24 protein-coding genes and 1 other annotated feature are annotated in these 27,000 nt (G+C 40.7%); all 24 genes read right to left on the reverse strand.

Annotation, left to right across the window (positions count from 1 at the left end; genetic code table 11):
• Positions 1-236: 236 nt before the first annotated feature.
• The 24 genes from QZR90_RS07185 to QZR90_RS07300 all read right to left on the reverse strand — a co-directional run bounded on the left by QZR90_RS07185 (position 237) and on the right by QZR90_RS07300 (position 26,999).
• Positions 237-362 carry a hypothetical protein gene (locus QZR90_RS07185; RefSeq protein ID WP_295790277.1) on the reverse strand — a complete coding sequence of 42 codons (126 nt, stop codon included), beginning with the start codon at positions 360-362 and terminating at the stop codon, positions 237-239.
• 16 nt (positions 363-378) lie between these two features.
• Positions 379-1,548, reverse strand: coding sequence for a sodium ion-translocating decarboxylase subunit beta (locus QZR90_RS07190; RefSeq protein WP_295790279.1), 1,170 nt, complete (start codon positions 1,546-1,548; stop codon positions 379-381).
• 129 nt (positions 1,549-1,677) lie between these two features.
• Positions 1,678-2,097, reverse strand: coding sequence for a biotin/lipoyl-containing protein (locus QZR90_RS07195; protein WP_295790281.1), 420 nt, complete (start codon positions 2,095-2,097; stop codon positions 1,678-1,680).
• A gap of 16 nt (positions 2,098-2,113) precedes the next feature.
• Positions 2,114-2,476 (reverse strand): hypothetical protein, encoded by a 363-nt coding sequence (locus QZR90_RS07200; protein WP_295790284.1) that lies wholly within the window; start codon positions 2,474-2,476, stop codon positions 2,114-2,116.
• 39 nt (positions 2,477-2,515) lie between these two features.
• A complete protein-coding gene (locus tag QZR90_RS07205; RefSeq protein ID WP_295790286.1) occupies positions 2,516-4,045 on the reverse strand; it encodes a carboxyl transferase domain-containing protein in 1,530 nt (509 codons plus the stop codon).
• Between the two features lie 91 nt (positions 4,046-4,136).
• Positions 4,137-4,559 carry a methylmalonyl-CoA epimerase gene (mce, locus tag QZR90_RS07210; RefSeq protein ID WP_295790288.1) on the reverse strand — a complete coding sequence of 141 codons (423 nt, stop codon included), beginning with the start codon at positions 4,557-4,559 and terminating at the stop codon, positions 4,137-4,139.
• Between the two features lie 133 nt (positions 4,560-4,692).
• A complete protein-coding gene (meaB, locus tag QZR90_RS07215; RefSeq protein WP_295790289.1) occupies positions 4,693-5,640 on the reverse strand; it encodes a methylmalonyl Co-A mutase-associated GTPase MeaB in 948 nt (315 codons plus the stop codon).
• A gap of 70 nt (positions 5,641-5,710) precedes the next feature.
• A complete protein-coding gene (locus tag QZR90_RS07220; RefSeq protein WP_295790291.1) occupies positions 5,711-6,103 on the reverse strand; it encodes a cobalamin B12-binding domain-containing protein in 393 nt (130 codons plus the stop codon).
• A 15-nt stretch (positions 6,104-6,118) separates the two neighbouring features.
• On the reverse strand, positions 6,119-7,765 hold the full coding sequence (locus QZR90_RS07225; RefSeq protein WP_295790293.1) for a methylmalonyl-CoA mutase: 1,647 nt from the start codon (positions 7,763-7,765) through the stop codon (positions 6,119-6,121).
• A 24-nt stretch (positions 7,766-7,789) separates the two neighbouring features.
• On the reverse strand, positions 7,790-9,292 hold the full coding sequence (locus QZR90_RS07230) for an acetyl-CoA hydrolase/transferase family protein (RefSeq protein WP_295790295.1): 1,503 nt from the start codon (positions 9,290-9,292) through the stop codon (positions 7,790-7,792).
• Between the two features lie 232 nt (positions 9,293-9,524).
• Entirely contained in the window at positions 9,525-10,808 is a 1,284-nt protein-coding gene (locus QZR90_RS07235; protein WP_295790297.1) for an O-antigen ligase, read from the reverse strand.
• 11 nt (positions 10,809-10,819) lie between these two features.
• Complete coding sequence (locus QZR90_RS07240; RefSeq protein ID WP_295790300.1) at positions 10,820-12,118, reverse strand: folylpolyglutamate synthase/dihydrofolate synthase family protein; 1,299 nt, start codon at positions 12,116-12,118, stop codon at positions 10,820-10,822.
• Between the two features lie 88 nt (positions 12,119-12,206).
• Complete coding sequence (locus QZR90_RS07245; RefSeq protein ID WP_295790301.1) at positions 12,207-14,870, reverse strand: valine--tRNA ligase; 2,664 nt, start codon at positions 14,868-14,870, stop codon at positions 12,207-12,209.
• Between the two features lie 109 nt (positions 14,871-14,979).
• Positions 14,980-15,284, reverse strand: a binding site (T-box leader).
• Positions 15,285-15,339: 55 nt separating this feature from the next.
• Positions 15,340-16,260, reverse strand: a complete 921-nt coding sequence (gene tatC, locus QZR90_RS07250; protein WP_295790302.1) for a twin-arginine translocase subunit TatC — start codon at positions 16,258-16,260, stop codon at positions 15,340-15,342.
• A 3-nt stretch (positions 16,261-16,263) separates the two neighbouring features.
• The gene (locus tag QZR90_RS07255; protein WP_295790304.1) at positions 16,264-17,235 is read right to left on the reverse strand and encodes a polyprenyl synthetase family protein; all 972 of its coding nucleotides are present in this window, start codon (positions 17,233-17,235) and stop codon (positions 16,264-16,266) included.
• Complete coding sequence (yihA, locus tag QZR90_RS07260; protein WP_295790306.1) at positions 17,232-17,924, reverse strand: ribosome biogenesis GTP-binding protein YihA/YsxC; 693 nt, start codon at positions 17,922-17,924, stop codon at positions 17,232-17,234. The genes QZR90_RS07255 and yihA overlap by 4 nt, the downstream gene beginning before the upstream one ends.
• The gene (gene lon / locus QZR90_RS07265; protein ID WP_295790310.1) at positions 17,921-20,233 is read right to left on the reverse strand and encodes an endopeptidase La; all 2,313 of its coding nucleotides are present in this window, start codon (positions 20,231-20,233) and stop codon (positions 17,921-17,923) included. The genes yihA and lon overlap by 4 nt, the downstream gene beginning before the upstream one ends.
• Positions 20,234-20,331: 98 nt before the next feature.
• On the reverse strand, positions 20,332-21,558 hold the full coding sequence (gene clpX / locus QZR90_RS07270; protein WP_295790311.1) for an ATP-dependent protease ATP-binding subunit ClpX: 1,227 nt from the start codon (positions 21,556-21,558) through the stop codon (positions 20,332-20,334).
• 21 nt (positions 21,559-21,579) lie between these two features.
• Entirely contained in the window at positions 21,580-22,173 is a 594-nt protein-coding gene (gene clpP, locus QZR90_RS07275; protein WP_295790312.1) for an ATP-dependent Clp endopeptidase proteolytic subunit ClpP, read from the reverse strand.
• Positions 22,174-22,225: 52 nt separating this feature from the next.
• On the reverse strand, positions 22,226-23,557 hold the full coding sequence (tig, locus tag QZR90_RS07280; RefSeq protein WP_295790314.1) for a trigger factor: 1,332 nt from the start codon (positions 23,555-23,557) through the stop codon (positions 22,226-22,228).
• Between the two features lie 372 nt (positions 23,558-23,929).
• Positions 23,930-24,385: a CBS domain-containing protein gene (locus QZR90_RS07285; RefSeq protein ID WP_295790316.1), complete on the reverse strand. Its 456-nt coding sequence runs from the start codon at positions 24,383-24,385 to the stop codon at positions 23,930-23,932.
• Between the two features lie 99 nt (positions 24,386-24,484).
• Positions 24,485-25,393, reverse strand: a complete 909-nt coding sequence (locus QZR90_RS07290; protein WP_295790318.1) for a hypothetical protein — start codon at positions 25,391-25,393, stop codon at positions 24,485-24,487.
• Between the two features lie 16 nt (positions 25,394-25,409).
• Complete coding sequence (rlmH, locus tag QZR90_RS07295) at positions 25,410-25,886, reverse strand: 23S rRNA (pseudouridine(1915)-N(3))-methyltransferase RlmH (RefSeq protein ID WP_295790320.1); 477 nt, start codon at positions 25,884-25,886, stop codon at positions 25,410-25,412.
• Positions 25,887-25,889: 3 nt separating this feature from the next.
• Positions 25,890-26,999 (reverse strand): S1C family serine protease, encoded by a 1,110-nt coding sequence (locus QZR90_RS07300; RefSeq protein ID WP_295790322.1) that lies wholly within the window; start codon positions 26,997-26,999, stop codon positions 25,890-25,892.
• Position 27,000: the final 1 nt, after the last annotated feature.

The following is a 27,000-nucleotide window of genomic DNA, read 5'->3' on the forward strand; positions in this document are numbered from 1 at the left end:
ACTTCTAACTTTACTTCTAACTTTACTTCTAACTTTACTTCTAACTTTACTTCTATCTTATACTTTATCTAGACCTTATAGTCTTAACTTAACTTAACTTACCTTACCTCACCTAACTTTCAATACCTACCTTCATTTTACTCCTTACCTTACACTAAGATCACAAAAATCCCCTAAAACAAGTATATTATTCATACTTGCTTTAGGGGACTAACTTCAGGTGGATATGTTATTTTTTACGCATCTTTTTCTGGGAATAAATTTACCAATGCTTTCGTAGCTAAAATAAAACCACAAATTACGAAAAACATTACGGGTAAAGCAATACACATTTGCAATACAGCTGCTTCTACATCAGTCATCGTATACCCTCCTCTATTAACGCGCAATCAATTGACTAAGCGCAGGAATTAAAGCTAATACTAAACCACCAGCTACAACGGAGGCAATTTGTCCAGCTACGTTCACACAAATAGCATGCTGAATGATGAAGTTTGTATTATCTTCTTTCAATGCCATTTTAGCAACTACACGGCCAGACATAGGGAATGCGGAAATACCACAAGCACCAATCATTGGATTAATTTTCTTCTTAGCAAAGACGTTATATAACTTAGCGAACATGATGCCGCCCACTGTATCAAATACGAAGGCTACTGCACCAAGGCAAAGAATTTTAAATACGTCAAAGGTCAAGAAATTATCCGCCGTCATAGTAGAACCTACGGTAATACCAAGAACTAAAGTAACCAAATTAGATAGTTCATTTTGTGCCGCTTGGGATAAAGAGTCGGTTACACCAGACTCTTTCAATAAATTACCAAACATCAAGGCCCCAATAAGTGCTACCGAAATAGGTGCCACAATCCCTGCAATGATAGTAATCATAATAGGGAATAATACTTTTGCCATTTTACTTACTGGTTTTTCTTCTTCAAAATCCATGCGAATTTGGCGTTCTTTTTTAGACGTAATCGCACGAATTACAGGCGGTTGAATTACTGGCACTAAAGACATATAGCAATAAGCAGCAACCGATAAAGGTCCCAGCATATCAACAGCATGGCGAGAGGCTACATAAATCGTAGTCGGACCATCAGCAGCGCCAATAATAGAAATAGCTGCTGCATGAATATAGTCAAAGCCTAATAACGCTGCCCCAATTGCAGTTGCAAAGATACCAAATTGAGCGGCTGCAGCAAAGAGCATAACAGACGGTCTACGCATAAGCGGTGTAAAATCACACATAGCACCAATGGCAATAAAAATAAGTACAGGGAATAATTCATTAGCAATACCTGATTGATACAGAGTGATCAAAAAGCCTACTGCGCCGGCCTCTTCTGATACGGCCGAGGAAAATGGAATATTGGCCAACATACAGCCAAAGCCCATAGGTAATAAAAGTACTGGTTCATAATCATAGCGCGCTGCCAAGAAAATAAGCAGGCCGCCAATACAAAGCATAACTAAATGGCCCCAATGGAAGCCTGTAAAGCCCATTAATAACTCATTTAGCCAAGGATATTCAACAAATAGCGAACTCATAAAAAGCCCTCCTACACCATGCAAATCCTCACCTATCCACCTATAAAAATAGGGAGACATTACTGCGAGTAATGTCCCCCTCATTTAGTCAATTGAAATCAAGCGCTCAATTTTACCAATCGACGACAATTACTCGATTACAACAAGTGCTTCGCCAGCTTTAACAGACTGGTTGGCTGCTACGCGTACATCAGCAACTACGCCGTCTTTTTGTGCCACGATTTCATTTTGCATTTTCATTGCTTCTAAAATACATACTACTGTATTAGCACTTACAGTGTCACCTGCTTTTACTGCTACAGAAATAATTTTACCAGGCATAGGAGAATTAACGCTGAACGCGCCGGCTGGAACAGCCTTAGCTGGTGCTGCTGCAGGTGCTGGAGCTGGAGCCGCAGCTGGAGCAGGTGCTGGCGCTGCTACTGGAGCAGTTGCAGCTGGACGAGGCGCTGGAGCCACTGGAGCTGCTGGAGCCACAGAAGTCCCGCCTACTTCATTAACTTCTACATCATATGCAGTACCATTAACAGTAATAACAAATTTTTTCATCTTAATCCTCCTGTGATTAACCTTGACATCTGCCACTTAATCGAGCTTCTAATGTCCAATTTTTAAGTTTTGCCGGTCTAATTGAGGCTATTTGATCAGAGTCATAGCCCATAGCTGCTACAGCTGCAGCGATAACCGCAATGACCTCTTCTTCTTGCATTGCTACAGTAGCGGCAATAACAGCCATAACTTCCTCCTCTTGTGCTGGATTTGCAGTTGTTGTAGGTTCTGCTACAGCATTTGCAGTCTCAGCCGTATTCGAAGCAGTTGCTTCATCAGTAGACGCTGGCGCACTGGATTGATTGCGCTTTACCATCTTTACAATAATATAGAGCACAATCACACCTACCAATGCAATCAGCAAGTTTTGAATGTCCATATGGTGCTTCCCTTCTTATTCGTAATAACAGACGACTAATTATAATGGAATATTGCCATGTTTCTTAGGTGGTCTATTTTCACGTTTACTTGCTAACATTGCAAGGGAGCGAATAATGGTTGGGCGCGTTTCTTTTGGTTCAATAACAGAGTCTACATAGCCACGCTCAGCTGCTTTATAAGGAGTAGCAAATTCTTCTACATATTGAGCTGTTTTAGCCTCTTTATCTTCATCGCGTTTGAAGATAATATTGGCTGCCCCTGCAGGCCCCATTACTGCAATTTCAGCTGTTGGCCATGCAAATACTTGGTCTGCTCCTAAATGTTGGGAGCACATAGCAATATACGCACCGCCATATGCTTTACGAGTAATTACAGTCACTTTTGGCACAGTTGCTTCAGAGTATGCATAGAGCATTTTAGCGCCGTGACGAATAATACCGCCCCACTCTTGATTAGTCCCTGGCAAGAAGCCTGGTACGTCAACAAAAGTAACAAGTGGAATATTAAAAGCATCACAGAAGCGAATGAAACGAGCACATTTATCGGATGCGTTAATATCTAAACAGCCGGCCATAACCTTTGGTTGGCTTGCAATAATACCTACGCTTTGACCATCAAAACGGGCAAAGCAAGTGATGATATTTGTCGCATAGAATGGCTGTACTTCATAATATTCGCCATTGTCTACTACATTAGCAATAATATCTAGCATATTGTATGCCATATTACTATTGTCTGGTAGCATGGAGTTCAATGCTTCATCAGCACGTGTTGGGCTGTCACCAGTCTCAACAAGTGGTGCATCTTCCATATTATTGCTTGGTAAGAATGTCAACAAGTAACGAATCTGCTCTAAGCAATCATCTTCGTCTTCTGCTGCAAAATGTGCCACCCCAGATACAGCATTATGAGCCATCGCACCACCAAGATCCTCTGCTGTTACTTCTTCTGCTGTTACAGACTTAATAACCGCTGGACCGGTAATAAACATTTGGGATGTATTCTTAACCATGTAAATAAAGTCAGTAATAGCTGGAGAATATACGGCCCCACCTGCACATGGTCCCATGATAACAGAAATTTGTGGGATAACACCGGAGGCAGCTGTATTTTGGAAGAAAATCTTACCAAAGCCAGATAAAGCATCTACCGCTTCCTGGATACGCGCTCCACCAGAGTCATTAATGCCGATAATAGGAGCTCCCATCTTCATGGCTAATTGTTGTACTTTAACAATTTTAGCCGCATGCATTTCACCAAGAGAACCACCTTCTACGGTGAAATCTTGCGCAAATGCATATACTAAACGACCATCAATAGTACCATAGCCAGTGACAACACCTTCACCAGGTAACTCTTTTTTATCTTGACCAAAATTAACACAGCGATGTTTAACAAATTGATCAATTTCAACAAAGCTATTTGGATCAAATAATTTTGCAAGGCGCTCCCGCGCAGTCATCTTGCCTTTACTATGCTGTTGGGCAATGCGCTTTTCACCGCCGCCTAATTTGATAGTCTCAAGTTTCTCATGTAATAAAGCAATCTTCTCTTGGACTGTTGCCATTACTGTACCTCCATTAATATATCTTACTTTTGTTTTATATTGATTATTAGGTGTAATGTTGCACACAGCCTAACAAATAATATATGTTCTCTTAATTCATGCGTTGGCAAAGCTCAACTAAGACGCCACCTGTTGCTTTAGGATGAATAAAAGCAATAGCAGATCCGCCGGCTCCATAACGTGGCTTTTCATCAATCATGCGCACGCCTTTTGCCATTAAATCAGCGATGGCATTTTCAATATTGTCCACGCGAAGGGCAATATGTTGAATCCCATTACGCCCACCATTTTTTTCAATGTAACGACCAATTGGGCCATCTACTTCAGTAGTTTCTAAAAACTCAAGCTCTGCGTCACCTAGAGGGAAAAAGCTAACTTTTACTTTTTGCTCTTCTACTACTTCATCTTCTGGCAAGTGTTCCATGCCTAAAATGTTCTTATAGAAGTCTTTTGTCTCGTCTAAATTCGCTACAGCGATACCAATATGGTCCACCTGTAATACTTTAAAAGCCATGTTTCCACGCTCCTCACTTAAATTCTATACGTCTATTTTACCATTAATTACAGTTTTATAGAACAATTTTCAAAAGACTATAGAGTATAGTAATGCAAAATGATTATATATGCAAACTCCTAAAGAAGTAATGCTATACACTCTGAGGAAATATTTTTGCCACTAAGGAATTAACTAAGCTATACGGATCGCTTGTGCGTGCCTCTACTTCTGCCAAGCCTTTAGTAAAGGTTTCACTTGGCACAATAGTTTGACTCACAAAACGGCCAATTTGTTCTTCTAACATGCCAAGAATCTCATCTCTTGTACGGGCTTGACGGCGAGTTTTTAATTCTCCAGTTTGGCGCAAATGGTCAAAATGAGATTCCAAGGATTCAATCAACTCAGTCACGCCTTCATCACGGCTAGCTACAGTACGATTAATCGGTGGTCTCCAAGTTCGTGGACGGCCATCTAAATCAAGCATCATTTCAATTTCTACATTGAGTTTGTCACAACCATCACGGTCAGCCTTATTTATGGCGAATACATCACCAATTTCAAGAATGCCAGCCTTAATCGCTTGAATGTCATCACCTAAACCTGGCACGAGGACCACTAGCGTAGTATCAGCACTTTTTACAATATCTACTTCTGATTGGCCTACCCCAACAGTCTCAATAATAATTAAATCCATGCCAAAGGCATCCATCAATTTAGCCACATCAGACGTCTTGCGGGATAAACCGCCTAAACTGCCACGAGTGCCCATACTGCGAATAAAGACATTGGGATTTAAGGTTAAATCGTTCATGCGGATGCGATCCCCTAAAATGGCTCCACCAGAAAATGGACTCGTAGGGTCCACCGCAATAATGCCAATTTTTTTACCAGCCTTTAGGTATTGCTTAACAATTTTATCGGTCAAAGTACTCTTACCAGCACCAGGCGCACCCGTAATACCTAAAATTTGAGCGCGTCCAGTCTTAGGATAAATAGCCTTCATAATCTCACTGGCACTATCATATTCACTTTCCACTGCTGTAATGGCTCTCGCTAGAGCCAATCGTGAGCCTTTAAACAGCTCGGCGATTAAATCCATAATTACACCGCCTTATATAAACTACACAGGCTCGAACTATTCATTCGAGCCTGCATTGCCTTACACCAATTTATACATGGGCTTTGACGAAATCAATGATGTCGCTCGTTGGAGTACCTGGTGTAAAAACTTCTGCCACACCAGCTGCTTTTAGACCTGGAATATCAGCATCAGGAATAACACCACCGCCAATAACAAGGACTTCGCCCATGCCTTTTTCTCTCAATAAATTTACGATTTTAGGGAATAATGTATTATGTGCGCCCGATAATAAACTGAGAGCCACTACATTTACGTCTTCAGATAAGGCTGCTTCCACTATCTGCTCAGGAGTTTGACGAAGCCCCGTGTAAATGACTTCAAAACCCGCATCGCGAAGCGCGCGAGCCACTACCTTTGCTCCGCGGTCATGTCCATCTAAACCTGGTTTAGCTACTAATACACGAATTCGTTGTTCTACCATGATTGTCCCTCCAAATTATAAAGTGGAATGCGCTTGATATTCACCAAATACTTCACGAAGTACATTACAAATTTCACCTAATGTGGCATATGTGCGTACAGCATCTAAAATAAGTGGCATCAAGTTAATAGATTCATCTTGTGCGCCTGCTTTTAATGCAGCTAGTGCCGCATTTACAGCATCATTATCACGCGCTTCACGAACTTGTTGGGTCTTCATAGATTGATTTTTACCTACTGCCGCATCAACGCGCATTAAACCTTCCGCTGGCTTTTCTTCAACTTGGAATTTATTAACCCCTACAATAGTGCGAAGCCCTGATTCCACTTCCATCTGCCATTTATAAGCAGACTCTTGAATTTCTTTTTGAATATATCCTTGTTCAATGGCTGCCACAGCACCGCCCATTTCATCAATTTTTCGAATATATTCTAAAGCTTCATCATAAATAGCATTTGTCATCGCTTCTACATAGTAGGAACCACCAAGTGGGTCAACTACGTCGGCTAAACCAGACTCATAAGCTACAATTTGTTGCGTGCGAAGTGCAATTTGTACAGATTCTTCTGTAGGAAGTGCCAATGCTTCATCGCGGGAGTTAGTGTGAAGTGATTGTGTGCCACCCATAACAGCTGCTGCCGTTTGAAGGGCTACGCGAACAATATTATTATCCACTTGCTGCGCAGTGAGCATAGAACCTGCTGTTTGTGTATGAACGCGAAGCATCATAGATTTAGCTTTTTTCGCACCAAAGCGTTCCTTCATAATATGCGCCCACAAGCGACGGGATGCACGGAACTTAGCTACTTCTTCTAGGACATTGTTATGTGCGTTCCAGAAGAAGGATAAGCGGCCTGCAAAGTCATCTACATCAAGGCCTGCAGCTAAGGCTGCTTCTACATAAGCAATGCCATCAGCAATGGTAAATGCAATTTCTTGCGCTGCTGTAGAGCCAGCTTCGCGGATATGGTAACCAGAAATAGAAATTGTATTCCATTTAGGCACATTTTTAGAGCAGTATTCAAAGATATTAGTAATTAGACGCATGGATGGTTTTGGTGGGAAAATATAAGTACCACGAGCCGCATATTCTTTAAGGATATCATTTTGAATAGTCCCTTTTAATTCACTAGCTGGCACACCTTGTTTTTCAGCCACCGCAATATACATAGCTAATAGAACCGACGCCGGTGCATTAATAGTCATCGACGTGGATACTTTGCCAAGATCAATACCATCAAATAAGATTTCCATATCCTTTAAGGAGTCAATGGCAACCCCTACCTTACCAACTTCCCCTTCTGCCATAACATCATCGGAATCGTAGCCGATTTGGGTTGGCAAGTCAAAGGCACAGCTAAGGCCAGTCGCGCCAGACTCGATAAGATAGCGATAACGCTTATTAGATTCTTCAGCTGTAGCAAAACCTGCATACATACGCATAGTCCAAAAACGACCGCGGTACATAGTTGGCTGCACACCGCGAGTATATGGATACTCGCCAGGGAATCCTAAATCTTTTTCATAATCAAATCCATCCACATCAACTGGTGTGTAAAGACGATTAAAGGTTAGATTTTTACGCTCTGGAAATTTTGATGTTACTTTCTCACATGCTGCCTCATAGTCAGCTAGTTTGGCTTTAAAATTGTCATTAGCCATGTTGTTTCATCCTCCTAATCGCGACTACTTTTTCATAGAGCCTGTATCTTGGAATCGTTTATGCCAGGACAATGCCTCATCCAATAGAATTGGCGTATGCGCATTTTTACTTTCCACAATAGCGCGCTCTAAATAGTCTTCTAACATGTCTTTGTAATCAGGATGGGCACAATTCTTAATGATAAGACGTGCTCGTTCCACAGGTGCTAATCCTCTTACATCAGCAATCCCTTGTTCTGTACAGAATACTAATACATCATGCTCTGTATGGTCAATATGAGAGCAGAATGGCACAACTGAACTAATAGCGCCTTGCTTAGCAATAGAACTTGTACAGAAAATTGATAAATATGCATTGCGCGTAAAGTCACCAGAACCGCCAATGCCATTCATCATGCGACTCCCCATAATATGCGTGGAGTTCACATTGCCAAAGATGTCAAACTCAATGGCTGTATTCATAGCGATAACCCCGAGGCGTCGCGCCACTTCTGGCGAGTTAGATACCTCTTGAGGACGCAGAATAATCTTTTTAGAATACTCATCAATATTATCGTAAAAACGCTGTAAACCAGCTGGTGATGGCGATAAGGAAGTACCTGAAATGATTTCAATTTTTCCTTCATCAATTAAATCAAACATACCATCTTGAATTACTTCAGTATAAATTGAGAGATTCTTAAATGGTCCATGAGCTAATCCACTAACTACGGCATTAGCTACGGAACCTACACCTGATTGTAGTGGCAAGAGATTTTCTGGAAGACGCCCTGCCTTTACTTCATGTTCAAAGAATTCAATCAAGTGCTGACTCATAGCCTTTGCATCATCATCGATAGGCGCTAATGGTCTTGTTCCATCAGGCACATCGGAATATACAATGGCTACGATTTTTTCTGGATCACAAGGAATATATGGTGTTCCTATGCGATTACTTGGACTATAAATCGGAATAGGTTGGCGATGTGGTGGATCCTGTGGCTCATAAATATCATGCATGCCCACCAAACCCATAGACTGTACTTCATTGATTTCTACAATAACTTTTTTTGCGCGACTTACAAAAGTGGTCGCATTACCAACTGCTGTAGTCGGTACGATGCCGCCATCTTCGCGAATGCATACAGCCTCAATAATAGCTACATCACATTCATCGAAGAAACCATAGCGTATTTGTTGCGCCATATGGCTTAAATGTAAATCACTATATAATACTTTGCCTGAATTGATAGCATTGCGCAAATCAGTATTTGTCTGATACGGATAGCGTCGATGCAAACCATCAACGCGAGCTAGAACTCCATCAACTTCTTCACCTAATGAAGCACCAGACCATACATCAATTTTAAATGGTTCTGTTTCCATCCGCTTTGCCAGTGCCATGGTAACTACTTTTGGATAACCTGATGGCGTAAACCCACTTGTACCAACTCTATCATTAGGGTTGATCAACAAAGCGGCCTCTTCCGCACTCATAACTTTAGACTTCAGATACTCACTTTGAATACGATCGTGGATATTGGTCATCTTTCCAATCCTCCTTTAAAGTTTTACGAACTTATACTATAAGTAGTCAATTACTGCTAAAAACTCTATATATAGTTTTCATATATTATTGAAGCCACTCAACTTAATTCTATAGAATGAAGTTCCATATATGACACAAATATAGATATACTTACATAATTCGACAAATCCTATAAAACTCCTTTTTTATAGTTCAAATTCCAGCTAATTCTCTTATTAAATTTTTATATAACTAACTATTTTCTCGCAAGGTATGCTCCAACGCTTCTTTCTGGTCAGTTTTTACTTTATCAAACTTATACGCGTATAAAACTGCCGACGCCCAACCTAATACTTGCCAAAAAACAACTGACATTTGATGACTAAATAAATCATGATCAAAGAAACCGCTCACTGTAACACCTACGGCTACAGCGCAAATCCCATATTTCACAATATTGCTAATTGTCGCTCTAGGCAAGCGCAAGGCATGAACGGCATGACCATAAACGGCAGCAAAATAAAATAATGCACCAGGAATGCCTATTTCAGCTAACATGTTTAAGAACATATTATGGGCATGATAAATAATAACGCCTGGCTCTTGAATAAAGTAATTGTAATGAGGATACTCAAACCAAAACGCGTCCCAGCCAATGCCTAAAATTGGATAATCTGCAATCATATAGGTCGTGCTATCCCAAAGAGCCCAACGAAGACTTGCCGATGTGTCCGCCCCATTAAAGAGGGACCACAAGCGTGAAGCCACCTCGCCATGATAGCAAAAAAGAACGATAGGGATAACTAACAAGGACAGAAGCAATCGGCGATCGATAGCTATGCCCCAATACACTACAACAGCCATAAAGCTAAGCCATATGCCGCGCGAGTAAGTCAAGGTCATGCACACCAAGAAAAGGAGTGCGGCCGGTACCATCCACGCCAATAAACGCCAACGTTTTTCTCGTAAACCTTGAAATATACCCGTCCCCGCTATGGAAAGTACTACGAGCAAATACTCACCTAATAAATTAGGATTTTGCAGAGTAGAAAACATGCGGCGCTTCAACAACGGAAAGTGCTCCGCATCAACCCACTGTGCTAAGAGTTCCATCGTTGTGTGCATATATTGATAAATGCCAACTAAGCACACCAGTACAGCAGCAACCATGAAAAAGCGCAAAAAGATGCGCCATTGATGGGGCTCACGTACATAGCGATAGGTTAAAAAGTAAATAGCTCCATACATCCCCACATTATAGAGCCAACTAAAAGTAGTAAACAAAGGTTTAGAAGACGCTAAGGAGGAGAGTAAACTCCACCCCATAAAGCCTAATACACTCCATTGGAGCCACGATACAGGCCTCGACAAAGGCCTAAATTTAAAAGTATCAATCACACTTAATAGCAAGGCTAATACGACGAGTACATCACCACCTAATGGATATAAAGGCATGACCAGTACTACGGCATAGAGCAAACGAGTAATGATTTGCTGTAGTCTCTCTCCCTTGTTATTAATTTGTATATCTGTCATAGATACATCCTTTACTGGACTTTTGAAAGTGTGGCGCTCAGCCACTCTTTGACTTCCCCTAATATATATAATGAACCTGCTACTACAATTATATCATTAGGCTGTGTCTCTTTCATAGCCTTTTCAAGTCCTGCTGCAACAGACTCTGCTGCCCAAGACTTAACCGGCATTTGCTGTGCTAACTCTTCAGGCTCACTACTTCTTGGCGTTGGCGCTGGCACTGTAATGACTCGGTCTTGAGGCTTTACAATATGGCCAATCATCGCCTGCACATCTTTATCCTTTAAGATGGCCATAACCAAGGCTTTCGGCCTATTGTGATACCAGGTTTCATAGGTTTCCTCAAAGGCCTTAGCTCCATCAGTATTATGAGCTCCATCTAAAATAAAAAGTCGGTCTAAAGTTTGCACTACCTCAAAGCGACCAGGCCAACGAGTCATTTTGATTCCCTTTAAAATAGTCTCTTTAGTAATAGATGAATCCTCTTTAGCCAAAACCCATAAGGCTCCTAAAGCACAGGCTAAATTACGACTTTGATGAGCGCCGCGAAGCGCTGTTTCATAGGTCTCTAGATGATTATCAAAATCTCTAATCCTTACAATTTGCCCTTCTGTAGTAGGTTCTACAGACTGAATAACTCTTTCTGTATCAACTGCATATAGAGGTGCTGATTCCAAAGCAGCTTTTTCTTTAATAATCTCTAACGCCACGCCAGTGGCTGTAGTGACTACGGGACGCCGAGATTTAATAATCCCTGCCTTATGTCGCGCAATCTCAGGAATTGTGCGGCCACAATAATCTTGATGGTCAATGGCTACATTCGTTATAACTGAAACCGACGGATTCACCACATTCGTCGAATCCAACAATCCGCCTAAACCGACTTCAATGACTGCATAGTCAACGCCAACTTCTTTAAAGTATAAAAAGCCTAATGCAGTTAAAATTTCAAATTGTGTTGGACTCTCCATCCCCTCTGCTACAAGGCGAGCCACTACGGGTTCAAGACGAGCTACTAAATCGGCAAATTGCATTTCCGAAATGGCCTCACCATTTACGCAAAATCGCTCCGTATAACTGACTAAGTGAGGCGATGTATATCGCCCCACCTTATGTCCACTACAAGTCAATACAGAAGCTATAAAGGATGTAACAGAGCCCTTGCCATTCGTACCTGTCACATGAACAACTTTATAGGCTTTTTCAGGATTACCTAAAGCCTGTAAGAGTCGTTCAATTCGTTCTAAACCTGGTTTTATTCCGAAAGAAGCACATTGTTCTAAATATGCTATTGCTTCTACATAGGTCATGAACTGCCTCCTGTAAACTTATGATTATATAATTGTACAACTATTTTGTAGCTGCTATTGTCTCTGCGCTTGCATTCACTTTAGGAGCTTACGCTTCCAAAGTCTTTAAGAATTCTTCGCGCTCAATAACGGCTTGTTGTTTTTGCTTGTATTCAGCTAATTTAGCCTGTTCTTTTTCCACTACAGCAGCTGGTGCTTTAGCCGTAAAGCCAGGATTATTTAATTTGCCTTCTAAGCGAGCTACTTCTTTTTCAAGAGTTGCTTTTTCTTTAGCCAAGCGCTCACGTTCTTTACTTACATCAATTAGGTCTTTAAGCAATAAATACGCCTCTAAACCATTTACTACAGCAACAGTGGCATTTTCTGGTTTAGTGTCATCAGCGTCTAGAATAGTTACAGTTTCAGCCCACCCTAAAGTTTTAAAGTAATCTTTATGTGCTTCTACGATTGGACGCAAGGCTTCATCAGTAACGGCTAAAATAACAGCGCTGCGCTTGCCCATAGGAACATTCATTTCAGCGCGCATATTGCGAATGCCTTTAATGGCATCCATCATGACATTCATTTGCCCAGCAGCTACACTCTGGTCTCCAAATGGCAATGCTTCAGGCCATGGCGCAATAACAATGCTGTCCCCTTCATGAGGTAAGTGTTGCCAAATATGTTCTGTAACGAATGGCATAAATGGATGTAACAACTCAAGCATATGACGTAAAATGGTAACCAATAAGTATTGAACTACAGCGCGGTCACGACCACCTTCTTTATTGTAAAGACGTGGCTTAGCTAATTCGATAAACCAGTCGCAATAGCTATTCCAAATGAAGTCATATACGCCGCCAGCTGCTTCGCCAAGCTCAAATTTTTCAAGATTAGCTGTAATATTACTTACTGCCTTATTATAACTATCAATAATCCAGCGGTCAGCCAATGTAAAGTCTTCCTCAGTTGGCACAAAGCTTGGATCATATTCATCAAGATTCATAATAACAAATTTAGCTGCATTCCAAATTTTATTGGCAAAGTTGCGATTTGCCTCTACGCGTTCCATGTAAAAACGCATATCATTGCCTGGCGTATTACCAGTTACTAAAGTAAAACGCAACGCATCAGCACCAAATTCTTCAATCACGTCTAATGGATTAATACCATTGCCTAAGGATTTACTCATTTTGCGGCCTTGGCTATCGCGAACTAAGCCATGGATGAATACATGTTTAAATGGAATTTCCTGTTTAAACTCGAGGCCTGTGAAAATCATACGCGCTACCCAGAAGAAGATAATATCGTAACCAGTTACCATTACACTGGTTGGGTACCATTGTTCTAATTCCTTAGTTTTTTCTGGCCAACCCATAGTTGCAAATGGCCATAAAGCAGAGCTAAACCAAGTATCAAGCACATCTCCATCTTGATGAACATGGCCGCCGCAATGAGGACAAGTAGTAATATCTTCACGAGATACCGTTACTTCCTCACAACTATCACAGTACCAAGCAGGAATGCGATGGCCCCACCAAAGCTGTCGAGAAATACACCAATCGCGAATGCTTTCTAACCAATTTGTATAGGTCTTAGTAAAGCGTTCAGGTACAAATTCGATGGATTTATCTTTTACTACTTCAAGAGCTGGTTTAGCCAATGGCTCCATTTTAACAAACCATTGTTTAGATACAAGTGGCTCTACAATTGTTTTACAACGAGAGCAATGGCCTACACTATGGTCATGGTCTTCAATTTTTACAAGTAAGCCTAGGTCTTTAAGCTCTTCTACTACTTGTTTACGTGCCGCCTCGCGAGTTAAGCCATTGAAATGACCAGTCTTTTCATTCATAGTACCGTCAAGATTCATAATCACTACGGATTCTAAATTGTGACGTTGGCCCATTTCAAAGTCATTAGGGTCATGAGCTGGTGTAATTTTTACGCAACCTGTACCAAAGTCTTGATCTACATATTCATCAGCAATAACAGGGATTTCGCGATTTATAAATGGCAATAATAAAGTTTTACCAATAATATCTTTGTAACGGCTATCTTCTGGATTAACAGCTACCGCCACGTCGCCAAACATAGTTTCTGGACGAGTGGTAGCAATAGTTACAAAACGACCTTCTTCACCTACTACAGGGTAGTTGATATACCAGAAATGACCTGGCTCGTCACTGTGATCAACTTCAATATCGCTAAGCGCCGTGTGACAGCTTGGACACCAGTTAGTAATGCGTTCGCCACGATAGATAAGCCCCTTTTCATAGAGGCTAACAAATACTTCGCGCACTGCTTTATAATAGCCTTCATCTAAAGTAAAACGTTCTCGTTCCCAGTCACAGGAAGCCCCTAAGCTTCTAATTTGCTTAACGATGGTACTGCCATACTCTTTTTTCCAATCCCAAACGCGTTTTACAAATTCTTCACGGCCTAAGTCATAGCGAGTTTTGCCCTCAGTTTTAAGTAAGTTTTCTTCTACTTTTACTTGCGTAGCAATACCTGCATGGTCAGTACCAGGCATCCATAGTACATTGTAACCTTGCATGCGTTTAAAGCGGATTAAAATATCCTGCAATGTATTATCTAACGCATGGCCCATGTGTAATTGCCCCGTTACATTTGGCGGTGGCAATACAATACTAAAGGGCTTTTTATTTGTGTCTACTTCTTCGTGAAAATATCCTTGTTTTTCCCAAAACTCATACCAATTCTTCTCAATAGATCCTGGATTATAAGTGTCTAAATTTTTAAACTCGCTCATCCCTTATTCCTCCTCGTTTAACTAAAGAGTCCTTTGCATGAACAGCATTACATAATAGCTTTTGCCTTCATACGGAATCTTATCAATCATATAAAAAAGCCCTCTCGTCCATTAGGACGAAAGGGCTAAACTTCCGCGGTACCACCTAGATTATTGCGTTCGCAATCACTCATTACTCTTAACGGAGTTATCCGGAATTGACTATTAAATGCCTTGCCAAGTAGTAAGACCTAATCTATAGGCTTACATCATCGCTAAAATAGGTACTTCATGTAAATACTTTCCAACATATGACTTAGCATAGTTCATCAATTCAGCTCCAAGGCTACCCTTCTCATACGCCGTGTACTGCTCCCACCTACTCAGCACTCTCTGGGACGGTTTCAAAAAATTTTTCCTCTTCTTCGCTTTTATTTCTATATCTAAATTATATAATAGCGAAAATAAGGAGCCTCTGTCAATTAAGATTTTATTTTTTCATTACCTTGCGCACTAGGAATAAAGAAATCTCATAGAGAATAATCATAGGCAAGGCTATCATGGTTTGCGAAAACATATCTGGTGTTGGCGATATGGCGCCACCGATGACAAAGGCAATAAAAATAAAAAACTTGCGCTTTGAACGTAAAAACTCAGAACTAATTAAGTTTAATTTTGCCATAATAATCATCACTATAGGCAATTCAAAAATAAAGCCAAAAGGCAAGATAAATGATATGACAAAATCTAAATACTGACCAATGGAAAAGAGCGGTTGCAATTCATCAGTAGCAAAGCCAATGAAAAATTTAATCGCCACCGGCAAAACTAATGTATAGGAGAAAACAATACCAATAAAAAATAAAATAATTGCAAATGGTAAAAACCAATTCGTAATATTCTTTTCTCGCAAAGTTAATGCCGGTATGATAAAGGCCCATATTTCATAGAGCCATATGGGACTCGCTAAAAGCACCCCAGCTACAAAGGCCACCTTCATATAAGTAAAGAAGGCTTCTGTTGGGCGCATATAGTATAAGGTTCCTGCTGGTTCTACAATAATTGCGAGAATATCATCTACATAGTAATAAGCCGCACAAAAACCAACTAAAATAGCGATTACACTGATAATAATTCGCTTACGAAGTTCTCCTAAATGCCCCACTAAGGACATGGCCTTACTTTCTGCCATAATTTGCTCTTCTGTAGGCGTATAACTGGATTCAGCTAAGGCCTTACTCACAGAATCTGAGTTATTGTCCTCCACTTCGCTAGTTAGAGCTTTGGTAGACTCTAGTTCATCAGCTCCAGCTGCTCGTGCTGCTTTGAGACGCTTTTTATGAGCGATTACACTATTTAAAGAAGGTTTTCGTTTCGGGTCATTAAAATCTCTCACCTGAAACGATTCCATATATTACACCTTTCTATGAGCCAAGGAATTTAATACATCATATAACATAGATTTGCCTGGAAATTCAGGTAAATCAGCTAAGCCTTCACTAGCTAATTGCTCATAAGAGGCTTCTAAATTGAGCGCATTGGTTACGCCCCCTTGTGCCACTACAAAATCGATGAGCTTATTTTCATCAGCCCCATCAGCAATGGCATGCACATAGGAACTGACATCCTCTTTATTAGCCTCAGTGACGATGCTGAGCAATGGATAGGTGATTAAGCCTTCTCTCAAATCTTTGCCTACAGGCTTGCCTGTAGTTTCTGACGTAGCACTGTAATCCATAATATCATCAGTAATTTGGAAGGCCATACCTACGCCATGACCATATTTTTTCAACGCTTCAATCTGCTCTGCCGGCCATTGGCCTAAAATGCCGCCAATTTCCATGCACGCTTCTATGAAGTCAGCTGTTTTTTTCTGCGTTTTAGTTAAATAGCGATCTGTACCTTGATCCACTTTAAATACATCTTCCATTTGCATAAACTCCCCTTCTACTAAAGAGGTAATGATAAAGGAAAATGCTTTTAATACTGCCACAGAGCCTACATCGGCTACAATGTCAAAGGCTTTAGCAAATAAATAGTCACCACTTAAAATGGCTACCTTATTGCCCTTGCTGCAGTGAATGGCAGGAACCCCGCGGCGAACGGCCGCTTGGTCTAATACATCATCATGAATCAATGTAGCTAAATGAAGCATTTCTATGGCCGCTGCAATAGGAACGCGTTCACTTTCTTTTGACTCACCAGCACCAGCAATCAAAAGAGCGAGGCGAGCGCGCAAGCGCTTGCCTCCCGCTGCTGACAATGGTCGAATGAGTTCATTAAAGTCTTCAGAACCAGTCTGCAAAGACTCGGCCAAAAAGGCCTCTACCTTAACTAGGTCAGCTTGTACTTGTGCTAATATTTGCTGTTCTTTTGCCAAACTCATTCCTCGTCCCCCAAAATTACTTGATTAATACGGTTTAGCAATAATTCGCGCCCCGTATGTTTTAATGAACTATAAAAAATTGGTGGTTCCTCAGTTGGGAACTGGTCTTTAATTAAACGTCGACTTTGTTGCTTTTCTTTGCTATTAAGCTTATCTGTCTTCGTCACTACAATCTGTAAAGGCACTCCTGCTTCGCGAAGCCAATTAAAGGCTTCTTGGTCGATTGGTAGTTCAGGATGGCGTGCATCTACTAATAAACATAGTAACATAAGACGCTCAGAATTTAAAATATAATCGGCAATAAAAGAAGACCAAATATTGCGATTACTCTTATCTGTCTTAGCATAACCATAGCCTGGCAAGTCTACTAAGAACCACTCAAAACGACGCTCTTCTTCCTCACTAATATCTTCTTTTGACGTAATAGAAAAGAAGTTAATCGTCTTGGTTTTACCTGGTTGTCCACTCACTAAGGCAAGACCTCGATGATTGCACAATGAATTAATCAATGAAGATTTCCCTACATTGGAGCGGCCTAAGAAGGCAATTTCTACTGTATCGCCTTCTGGATATTGATCCGGCCGCACAGCAGATGCCACATATTGCGACGCAATGATGCGCGGCCCCGTTGGGGCCTTGCGCGTATACATTGGTTTTGGCTGTTGTTTTAGTTGCTTTTTCTTCTTCATTTTACAAACGCTCTTGCTAATACATCGTCCATAGTTTTAACCGGGGTAATCGTTAAGCCTTCTGTAACAGAAGCCGGCATTTCTTCTAGGTCTTTAATATTGCCATGAGGAATAAAGACTTCTTTAATGCCATAACGAAGCGCCGCTAATAGTTTTTCCTTTAAGCCCCCAATTGGAAGTACGCGGCCACGAAGGGTGATTTCACCAGTCATAGCCAAATCAGAGCGAACTTTTTTATTCGTAAGGGCTGAAACGATGGCCAAAGTCATCGTAATGCCGGCCGAAGGACCATCCTTAGGTGTAGCACCTTCAGGTAAATGAACGTGAATATCTAAGGTTTTATGGAAATCTTCAGCAATGCCTAAGGCCTTTGCATTGTGGCGAATATAAGAAAGCGCTGCTTGCCCAGATTCTTGCATAACTTTGCCTAGACTACCAGTTAAGGCTAGTTTGCCAGTCCCCGCCATAGTCGTGGTTTCGCAAGGTAGTACAACACCACCTACAGACGTCCATGCTAAGCCACAAACTAAACCAACTTGTGCTGCTTTTTCGCGCTCTTGCTCTAAATAAATAGGCGCGCCTAAATACTTAGCTAGATTCTTAACAGTCACTTTTGGTGCTGCTTCAGCTCCGCCTACTACTTCATAGGCTACTTTACGAAGAATCTTAGCGATAGTTTTCTCTAATGTACGAACCCCAGCTTCACGAGTATATTCGGAAATTACTTTGCGCAATACAGCATCAGATAATTTAACACCTTTACCAGTTAGGCCATTTTTCTTAATTTGTTTTGGCACTAAATAGCGTTTAGCAATTTCTAATTTCTCATCTTCCATATAGCTAGACAATTCGATTACTTCCATGCGGTCCATAAGAGGGCCTGGAATATTGCCTGGCACATTGGCCGTTGTAATCCAAAATACATCAGAGAAGTCAAATGGCAGTTCAATAAAATGATCGCTAAAGGATTTATTTTGTTCAGGGTCCAACACTTCTAATAAAGCAGATGATGGATCACCTTTATAATCAGAAGCTAATTTATCAATTTCATCAAGCAAGAATACAGGATTGCGTGTACCTGCATTTTTCAAACCTTGAATCATGCGTCCTGGCAAAGCTCCAATATAGGTGCGACGATGACCGCGAATTTCAGCTTCATCGCGAACACCACCTAAGGAGGCGCGAATAAATTTGCGATTCATAGCCTTTGCAATAGATGTGGCCAAGGATGTTTTACCAACCCCTGGAGGCCCTACTAAGCAAAGAATGGAGCCACTTTGAGAGTCTGATAATTTTCTAACAGCTAAGAACTCTAAAATGCGTTCTTTAACCTTTTTCAAGCCATAGTGATCAGCATCTAAGATTTTGCTTGCCTCATCGATTTCAAGACGGTCTTCTGACTCCACATCCCAAGGCAGAGCTAATACCCAATCTAAGTAATTGCGCAAAATATTAGCCTCTGGCATCATAGATGGCATGCGGCTATAGCGACTAATTTCTTTTTCAATGCGCTCCCGCACTTCATCGCTTACTTTGATTTTGCTCAACTGTTCACGAAGCTCTTGAGCCTCTTCATCAGGGTCAGATTTATCGCCTAATTCATTATGAATAACACGAATTTTTTCACGCAAGAAGTATTCCTTTTGCGCTTTCTCCATTTGCTGACGAACTTGATTATTGATAGAGTTTTCTAAATCAGAAATTTGAAGCTCTGTATTAAGAGCCCCTACTACCATATTCAAGCGGCGCAATACATTGAGCTCACTTAAGAAGTTTTGACGTGTTACCATTTCAGTTTGCAAGAACTGAACGATTTGGTCAGCTGTTTCTGACGGGTCAGTACGCTCCATAACGCGGCGAATTTCATCATCAGTAACGAGTTTAGTCTCTTCCGCCCACTTAATAAAATTAGACTGTGCTAACCGACGATAGGCTTCAGTCTCCACTTGGTCACCATATTCAGATACAACAGCTTCCATAGTGGCTTCGTAATATACAGGCCCTTCAATAATATCAACTACTTTAGCACGGGTAATGCCCTCTACTAAAATGCGCACAACACCGCCAGGTAAACGAAGCATTTGTTTAATTTTAACAATCGTACCTACTTCAGCAATTTCGTCCTTAGTAGGATTATCTATTTCATCGTCCAATTGAGCTGACACAGCTAAGAGCCGGTCATTAGCCATCGCTTCTTCAACAGCGCGAATGGACTTGTCTCGCCCAATTTCAAGACGCACTTCAACTTTTGGAAATACTACCATACCACGAAGGGGTACTAAAGGTAGGGAAAATGTGGTCTCACTCATATAGACTCCTTTCCAAATATATATTTATAAAAAGAAACTCATTCCCTAGGAAATGAGTTTCTTAGACTTACAATTAATTCGTGCCTTTAAGGGCTCACTCATTTTTTGAGTATCGGCTCTGCTGTGCCCTTCACAGCAGCACGGGTAATTATACATGTTTTAATATCTTCCTCTGAAGGAATATCATACATGACCTGCTTCATAACCTTCTCAATAATGGAGCGAAGGCCACGAGCCCCTGTATTGCGCTTAAGCGCTAACGAGGCAATCTCTTGCAAGGCTTCGTCCTCAAATACTAATTCCACGTCCTCTAAAGACAACATCTTTTGATATTGTTTTACTAAGGCATTGCGCGGTTCAGTTAGGATTTTAATCAATCCTTCCTCATCCAATGGATCCAATGTTACCATTACAGGCAAACGACCAATGAATTCAGGAATGAGACCAAATTTTTGCAAGTCTTCTGGCACCACTTCTTTTAAAATGGCAGAAATATCTTTTTCTTCTTGCTTTTGAATATCTGCACCAAAGCCCAAAGTCTTCTTAGCAGTACGCTTAGAAATTACTTTTTCTAAACCATCAAAAGCACCGCCACATATGAATAAAATATTTGTTGTATCAATCTGTATAAGCTCTTGGTGTGGGTGCTTACGGCCGCCTTGCGGTGGCACAGAAGCAACAGTGCCTTCTAAAATTTTTAAAAGAGCCTGTTGTACACCTTCACCTGACACATCGCGCGTAATCGATGGATTTTCGGATTTACGAGCAATTTTATCGATTTCATCGATATAGATAATGCCACGCTCAGCCTTTTCTACATCATAATCAGCTGCTTGGATTAGTTTTAAAAGAATATTTTCTACATCCTCACCTACATAACCCGCTTCTGTTAAGCTTGTAGCATCAGCCATAGCAAATGGCACTTCCAATAATTTAGCCAATGTTTGGGCTAATAAGGTTTTACCACTACCAGTCGGTCCAATAAACATTACATTGGCTTTTTGTAATTCTACATCATCCACTGTATTGTTTACTTGAAGTCGCTTGTAGTGATTGTACACAGCTACAGCCAAGGAAATCTTAGCTGCATCTTGTCCTATAACATATTCGTCTAAATATGCTTTTATCTCATGAGGTGTAGGCACATGAGACAGTGTAAAACCTTTACCTGTATCATGGCCTAATTCCTCATCAATGATATTTTGACAAACTTCAACACATTCATCACAAATGTATACATTAGGACCTGCTACTAATTTTCGAACTTCATCGCCAGTGCGCCCACAAAAGCTACAGCGCAATGTTTCTCTTTCGTCTTTCTTCAAGCCTAGTCCTCCTAGTTATCATTATTTACTAATTGATAACGGCCGTTCTAGCACTTCATCAATTAAACCATATGCTACGGCATCTTGAGCACTCATAAAGTTGTCACGATCAGTATCCGCTTTAACGCGTTCTATATCTTGACCACTGTGAGATGCAATAATGCCATTTAATTCTTCACGCATACGTAAAATCTCACGGGCATGAATTTCAATTTCAGTAGCCTGACCTTGTACACCGCCTAATGGTTGGTGAATCATAACGCGTGCATGAGGTAAGGCATAACGCTTCCCTTTAGCACCAGCTGTTAAGAGTACAGCCCCCATACTAGCAGCAGAGCCTACACAAATAGTTGATACATCTGGTTTGATGTACTGCATAGTATCGTAAATGGCCATACCAGCAGTGACAACACCACCAGGGCTATTGATATACAAATGAATGTCTTTATCAGGATCTTCTGCCTCTAAGAATAATAATTGAGCAATGATTACATTAGCTACTTCATCATTAATAGGGCCACCTAAAAAGACGATGCGATCTTTTAATAAACGAGAATAAATATCGTATGAACGCTCACCGCGTCCACTTTGTTCTACCACGATTGGTACATACATAATACACCTCATATCCATGTACCTAGATGGCTAAACAAGTCTCTATAGCTAATTACTCAGCGCTAGCTTCGTCAGCTTTAGCTGCGTCTGCTTCATTGCCTTTTGCATGAGCAACGATGAAGCCAGCTGCCTTTTTACGAGCTACAGAGTTAGCCAACATAGACACACGGCCTTCTTTTGCAATAACATTCCAAACTTCTTTAGGGTCTGCACCAAATTGGCGAGCCATAGTGAAAACTTCCATGTTTAAATCATCTGGAGTTACTTCGATGTCTTCAACTTTAGCTACTGCTTCTAATACTAAGTCAGTGCGTACGTTTTTAGCTGCACTTTCTTTGTATTCAGCTTTTAGACCTTCTAAAGTTTGGTTAGAGAATTGGAAATATTGATCTAAACTTAAACCGCGACTTTCCATGTTCATAGCTAATTCTTGGATCATTTGTTCTACGCGATCGTCAACCATGATTTCAGGAATGTCTACAGTTGCGTTTTCTACAGCTTTTTGAACAAGTTCAGTAGCATAAGCGTCCATTACACGACGGTTTTTGTCTACTTCCATTTGTTTTTTAAGATCTGCTTTTAATTCTTCGAATGTTTCATAAGAACTTGCTTCTTTAGCAAATTCATCATTTAATTCAGGAAGTTCTTTGCGTTTAATATCGTTTACGTGAACTTCAAAAATAGCTTCTTTACCAGCTAATTCTGCTGCATGGTATTCTTCTGGGAATGTTACAGTTACTTTTACATCATCGCCAGCTACATGACCAATTAATTGATCTTCGAAGCCAGGAATAAAGTTGCCAGAACCGATTTCTAAAGGATAGGATTTAGCTTCGCCACCAGCAAATGGTTCATTGTCTACAAAACCTTTGTAGTCGATTACTGCGAAATCGCCTGTTTCGATTTTAGCACCTTCACCAGCTACTACCATTTTAGCTTGTTGGTTGCGAATATTGTCCAATTGTTCTTGGATTTCTTCGTCAGTTACAGTCATATCGCCTTTTTCAGCTTCTAAGCCTTTGTAGTCGCCAAGAGTTACTTCAGGGCGTTTTACAAATGTAGCTTTGAAAACTAAATCTTTACCTTCTTCAAAAGTAACGCGTTCAATTTCTGGTTCGCTTACTGGAGTAAGGTCATTAGCGCGAAGTGCTTCTTGGTATGCACGACCAGCTAATGCATCAAATGCTTCTTCAAGGATAGCTTCTTTGCCGAAGTTCATTTCTAAAATGCGGCGAGGTGCTTTACCTTTACGGAAGCCAGGGATATTTACTTGGCCAGCAATGCGTTTTACAGCTTGTGCTACACCTTTAGTTACGTCCTTTGCAGGAACTTCAATTGTTAATGTTACCTTATGTTGATCAACAGGGGTTACAGTTGCGTTCATGAAAATATGTCCTCCTTGAGGGCTCATGCCCAAAATATTGAGGGCTTATGCCCAAAATCTGTTTTTTTATATTGCATTCCTAATCTTATCATAAAATTTCATTGATTGCAATTTTCTTCTAGAATTTACTAATTATATTGCTATTTCACGCTCATAGGCGCAAATACACCATTAAAGAGCGTAGAATCAAGCGTAACATAGAAGCAAGGCTCTCTTGATAATCAAAAGGGCCTCGCTTATTGCATTTTATTTAACAAATCGTTTATGATTCGGCACTAAATAACCTATAATTCAGTGCTAAGCTATCACTAAAACTAAACTATCATTAAACTATCGCTACGTTATAACTAAGCTACAATTGTATCACTAGGCTTACGATTCTTTAGCGATTAACTCTACCACATCTTGACGACTAAATACACCCACTAATACATCATTATCATCTACTACAGGAACAGTTTTTAGATGCTTTTCTAGCATGGTAGCGACTACGGCTTCCACCTCTTCTGTAGGCTTGCAAGTAATAACATCTTTTGTCATTAACTCTTCCACATGTACAGCGAGGAGTTTTTTAAATTGTGCATTATACTCGCCAATGCCACTATAGTAAATACTAGCGCCTAATACATTTACATAATGTGGTGCATGAGGTCTCACTTTTTTATAAAGTAAATCCCCTTCAGTAATAATCCCTTTAAGCTTATTATTGCTGTCTACAATTGTAATGGCATTAACTTTGTATTTTACCATGAGCTGAGCCGCTTCATTAATCGTTCTGTCACCAGTTATAGTAGTAGGGTATTTATTCATAGCTTCGGATATTAACATGTCAAATCCTCCCTTCCAAAGTATCTCTCAAGGAAATCTCTATATACATATAGTTAGACATGGAGTTGAAAAAGTCCTTCTCTAATTTAATATAAATTTTTATTTAACTAAAATGTAAATAGCAATGGCAATAATAACGATACCCAGCAAGGTAGCTGCTACGGCAATGCCGCGCTTATTGCCACCTTCACCACCTTGAACTGTTTCAATCAAATTGCCGTCCTCATCATATTGATGGCGATATTGTCCTTCTAAATCATCATAGTCGCGCACATCTTCCAAGGTCTTTTTATATCGCTGATTAGCAATTGCTTGCTTGCGCGCCTGTACATATTGCTCCATTTTATGAACTTGAAGATTGGTTAAATCACCCTTTAAAGAACGAAGCAAAGCTTCAATAAAGATTAAGCGCTGTTCAATCATGCTATTCACTTCATAGGTTCTTTGCAACCAGGATTGATAAATGGACAACTGTTCCATATGGCTAGCAGCTAGTGCCTCCTCATTAGCAACGCTGTCATCCAAGGTTTGGCGCTTTGTCTCTCCCAGCTCTTCTTCTAGGGCATTAATAATAACCTGCATATAATTGGTCAATGTGGTGAGCAAAATATTAAAATCTGTATTCTGTTTAACGAGCTCAAATTTACGCTGTAAAATGTAATTCGGCGCAAAGCCACCTTGCTCAATAGTCATAATCATCTTCGCCGCATCGCCATAAGCTCCTAGTGCCGATAAAACAATGCGATTTGAATTGGCAATATCACCCACACTGCGCTCAATCATATCACGGCGTTCTAATTCAGCACTATTCTCTTCAGTCGTCTTAGCTAAGGCATCATATTTAGACTTTAAATCTTCAATATATGATCCATTTTCCTTGAATACAGCTTCTGCTGTTTCAATGGAATCCTTATACAAATCATAAAATGCAGCCGAGCCTTTTAATTCTTGAGTCTGCATTAAGCGCTCCGGCAAAGGCAAGCCAAAAAATTCCTTTTGATTATCCAACTATGTCTCCTCCTCATTACCAATGATATGGTTCATTTCTATTTATTTTACACGCCCTATATAATTGCTCCACTAATAGCAAGCGCACCATTTGATGCGTGAATGTCATGGGACTAAATGATAAGGCTAAATCTGCACGTTGACGCAGCTCTTTAGATACGCCAAAGGCTCCGCCAATGACAAAGGTCATTTCACTTGTCCCTTCTACTTCTAGGCGCTGTATCTTAGCCGCTAATTCTTCAGAGGAAAGGCTCTTCCCCTTCACATCAAGAAGCACCACAAATCCTTTATTGGCAATTTGCTTTAATACGCGCTGCCCCTCTTCTTCTACTATAGCTGCGCGCTGCGACGCATCTTGGCTGCTTTGCTTACTTTCATTAAGCTCCACAATCGTCGCCCCGCCATAAGGACCTAATCGCTTTACAAACTCAGCTACACCATCACGTAAATAGGCTGTTTTTAATTTTCCAATAGTTATAATGGTAAATTTCATGGCCTACTCCGGATCTGGCATAGTGCCTAAAACTAAAGATACACGGCGCTCTACACCAGCGCTCACAAGAGTTAACGCAATAGTTTCACCAGGCTTATGAGAATCCAGCAATTGTTTTAGAGACACTAAATTGTTTACCGTTTTCTCGCCTACGCCTACAATATAATCGCCTTCACTAATATCAACATCAGCAGCAGGGCCATCCGTATATACGCGTGCTACTAGTAAACCGTCTTGCTTTAAGTTGTAGCCATATTTAGCAGCGCCCGCTTTATCCAATAAACCCAAACCTAAATAAGGTCGTGTTACGCGGCCTTTTTCAATCAAAGCCTTCACTATCGGTTTTACTTCGTTAATCGGAATGGAGAAGCCCATCCCTTCAATGCCAGTATGTGCGATTTTCTCACTATTAATACCAATGACATCGCCATCTGCATTGACCAAAGCACCACCAGAATTTCCTGGATTGATGGCCGCATCAGTCTGAATGAGCGGAAAGCGCTGTGTCTCCATATCAATCATGCGATTCAATGCACTGACTACACCAGTCGTTACAGTCCCTTGAAATTCTAATCCCAAAGGATTGCCTATAGCAATCGCTGGCTCGCCGACTTGCAAATTATCTGAATCACCCAAAGTAGCTACTGGTAGTTCTCCTTTGGGATCAATTTTTACAACGGCCAAATCAGTCAAGGGATCAACGCCTACAATCGCACCTGATTGCGATGTACCATCGGTTAACGATACAGTTACAGTCTTATCAGTAGCTCTAGCCACTACATGGTAATTCGTTACAATATAACCGTCTTTATCAATAATTACGCCAGAGCCAACGCCTTCACCAACGAGTACTTGCTGATTAAAAACATCACGACCGTATACCTTAGTAGTGATGCCAACTACAGATGGTCCGGCTTTTTTTACAGCCATCACTATAGCTGTATCGCGGTTCGCTGACAGGGCTACATCTTTTGGTCCACCTACGGCCACAGTTTCTTTAGTTGTGTTTTTCGCAGCATTAAAAAAGTCCTTTGAAACATAGCCACCTACACCGCCAATGACAACTAATACAATGGCGATGATGACAAATATATAGCGCTTATTAGAATCCATC

Origin of the sequence: uncultured Veillonella sp. (genome assembly GCF_900545795.1) — a bacterium.
Taxonomy (GTDB): domain Bacteria; phylum Bacillota; class Negativicutes; order Veillonellales; family Veillonellaceae; genus Veillonella_A.

Excerpts from the sequence above, each read along its gene's own strand:
- QZR90_RS07200 (WP_295790284.1), bottom strand. The coding sequence starts at position 2,476 with ATGGACATTCAAAACTTGCTGATTGCATTGGTAGGTGTGATTGTGCTC.
- rlmH (WP_295790320.1), bottom strand. The coding sequence starts at position 25,886 with ATGAAATTTACCATTATAACTATTGGAAAATTAAAAACAGCCTATTTA.
- QZR90_RS07285 (WP_295790316.1), bottom strand. The coding sequence starts at position 24,385 with ATGTTAATATCCGAAGCTATGAATAAATACCCTACTACTATAACTGGT.
- QZR90_RS07300 (WP_295790322.1), bottom strand. The coding sequence starts at position 26,999 with ATGGATTCTAATAAGCGCTATATATTTGTCATCATCGCCATTGTATTA.
- tig (WP_295790314.1), bottom strand. The coding sequence starts at position 23,557 with ATGAACGCAACTGTAACCCCTGTTGATCAACATAAGGTAACATTAACA.
- QZR90_RS07235 (WP_295790297.1), bottom strand. The coding sequence starts at position 10,808 with ATGACAGATATACAAATTAATAACAAGGGAGAGAGACTACAGCAAATC.
- QZR90_RS07190 (WP_295790279.1), bottom strand. The coding sequence starts at position 1,548 with ATGAGTTCGCTATTTGTTGAATATCCTTGGCTAAATGAGTTATTAATG.
- tatC (WP_295790302.1), bottom strand. The coding sequence starts at position 16,260 with ATGGAATCGTTTCAGGTGAGAGATTTTAATGACCCGAAACGAAAACCT.
- QZR90_RS07240 (WP_295790300.1), bottom strand. The coding sequence starts at position 12,118 with ATGACCTATGTAGAAGCAATAGCATATTTAGAACAATGTGCTTCTTTC.
- lon (WP_295790310.1), bottom strand. The coding sequence starts at position 20,233 with ATGAGTGAGACCACATTTTCCCTACCTTTAGTACCCCTTCGTGGTATG.
- QZR90_RS07220 (WP_295790291.1), bottom strand. The coding sequence starts at position 6,103 with ATGGTAGAACAACGAATTCGTGTATTAGTAGCTAAACCAGGTTTAGAT.
- yihA (WP_295790306.1), bottom strand. The coding sequence starts at position 17,924 with ATGAAGAAGAAAAAGCAACTAAAACAACAGCCAAAACCAATGTATACG.
- QZR90_RS07185 (WP_295790277.1), bottom strand. The coding sequence starts at position 362 with ATGACTGATGTAGAAGCAGCTGTATTGCAAATGTGTATTGCTTTACCC.
- clpP (WP_295790312.1), bottom strand. The coding sequence starts at position 22,173 with ATGTATGTACCAATCGTGGTAGAACAAAGTGGACGCGGTGAGCGTTCA.
- QZR90_RS07255 (WP_295790304.1), bottom strand. The coding sequence starts at position 17,235 with ATGAGTTTGGCAAAAGAACAGCAAATATTAGCACAAGTACAAGCTGAC.
- QZR90_RS07225 (WP_295790293.1), bottom strand. The coding sequence starts at position 7,765 with ATGGCTAATGACAATTTTAAAGCCAAACTAGCTGACTATGAGGCAGCA.
- QZR90_RS07205 (WP_295790286.1), bottom strand. The coding sequence starts at position 4,045 with ATGGCAACAGTCCAAGAGAAGATTGCTTTATTACATGAGAAACTTGAG.
- mce (WP_295790288.1), bottom strand. The coding sequence starts at position 4,559 with ATGGCTTTTAAAGTATTACAGGTGGACCATATTGGTATCGCTGTAGCG.
- QZR90_RS07195 (WP_295790281.1), bottom strand. The coding sequence starts at position 2,097 with ATGAAAAAATTTGTTATTACTGTTAATGGTACTGCATATGATGTAGAA.
- QZR90_RS07245 (WP_295790301.1), bottom strand. The coding sequence starts at position 14,870 with ATGAGCGAGTTTAAAAATTTAGACACTTATAATCCAGGATCTATTGAG.
- QZR90_RS07230 (WP_295790295.1), bottom strand. The coding sequence starts at position 9,292 with ATGACCAATATCCACGATCGTATTCAAAGTGAGTATCTGAAGTCTAAA.
- meaB (WP_295790289.1), bottom strand. The coding sequence starts at position 5,640 with ATGGATTTAATCGCCGAGCTGTTTAAAGGCTCACGATTGGCTCTAGCG.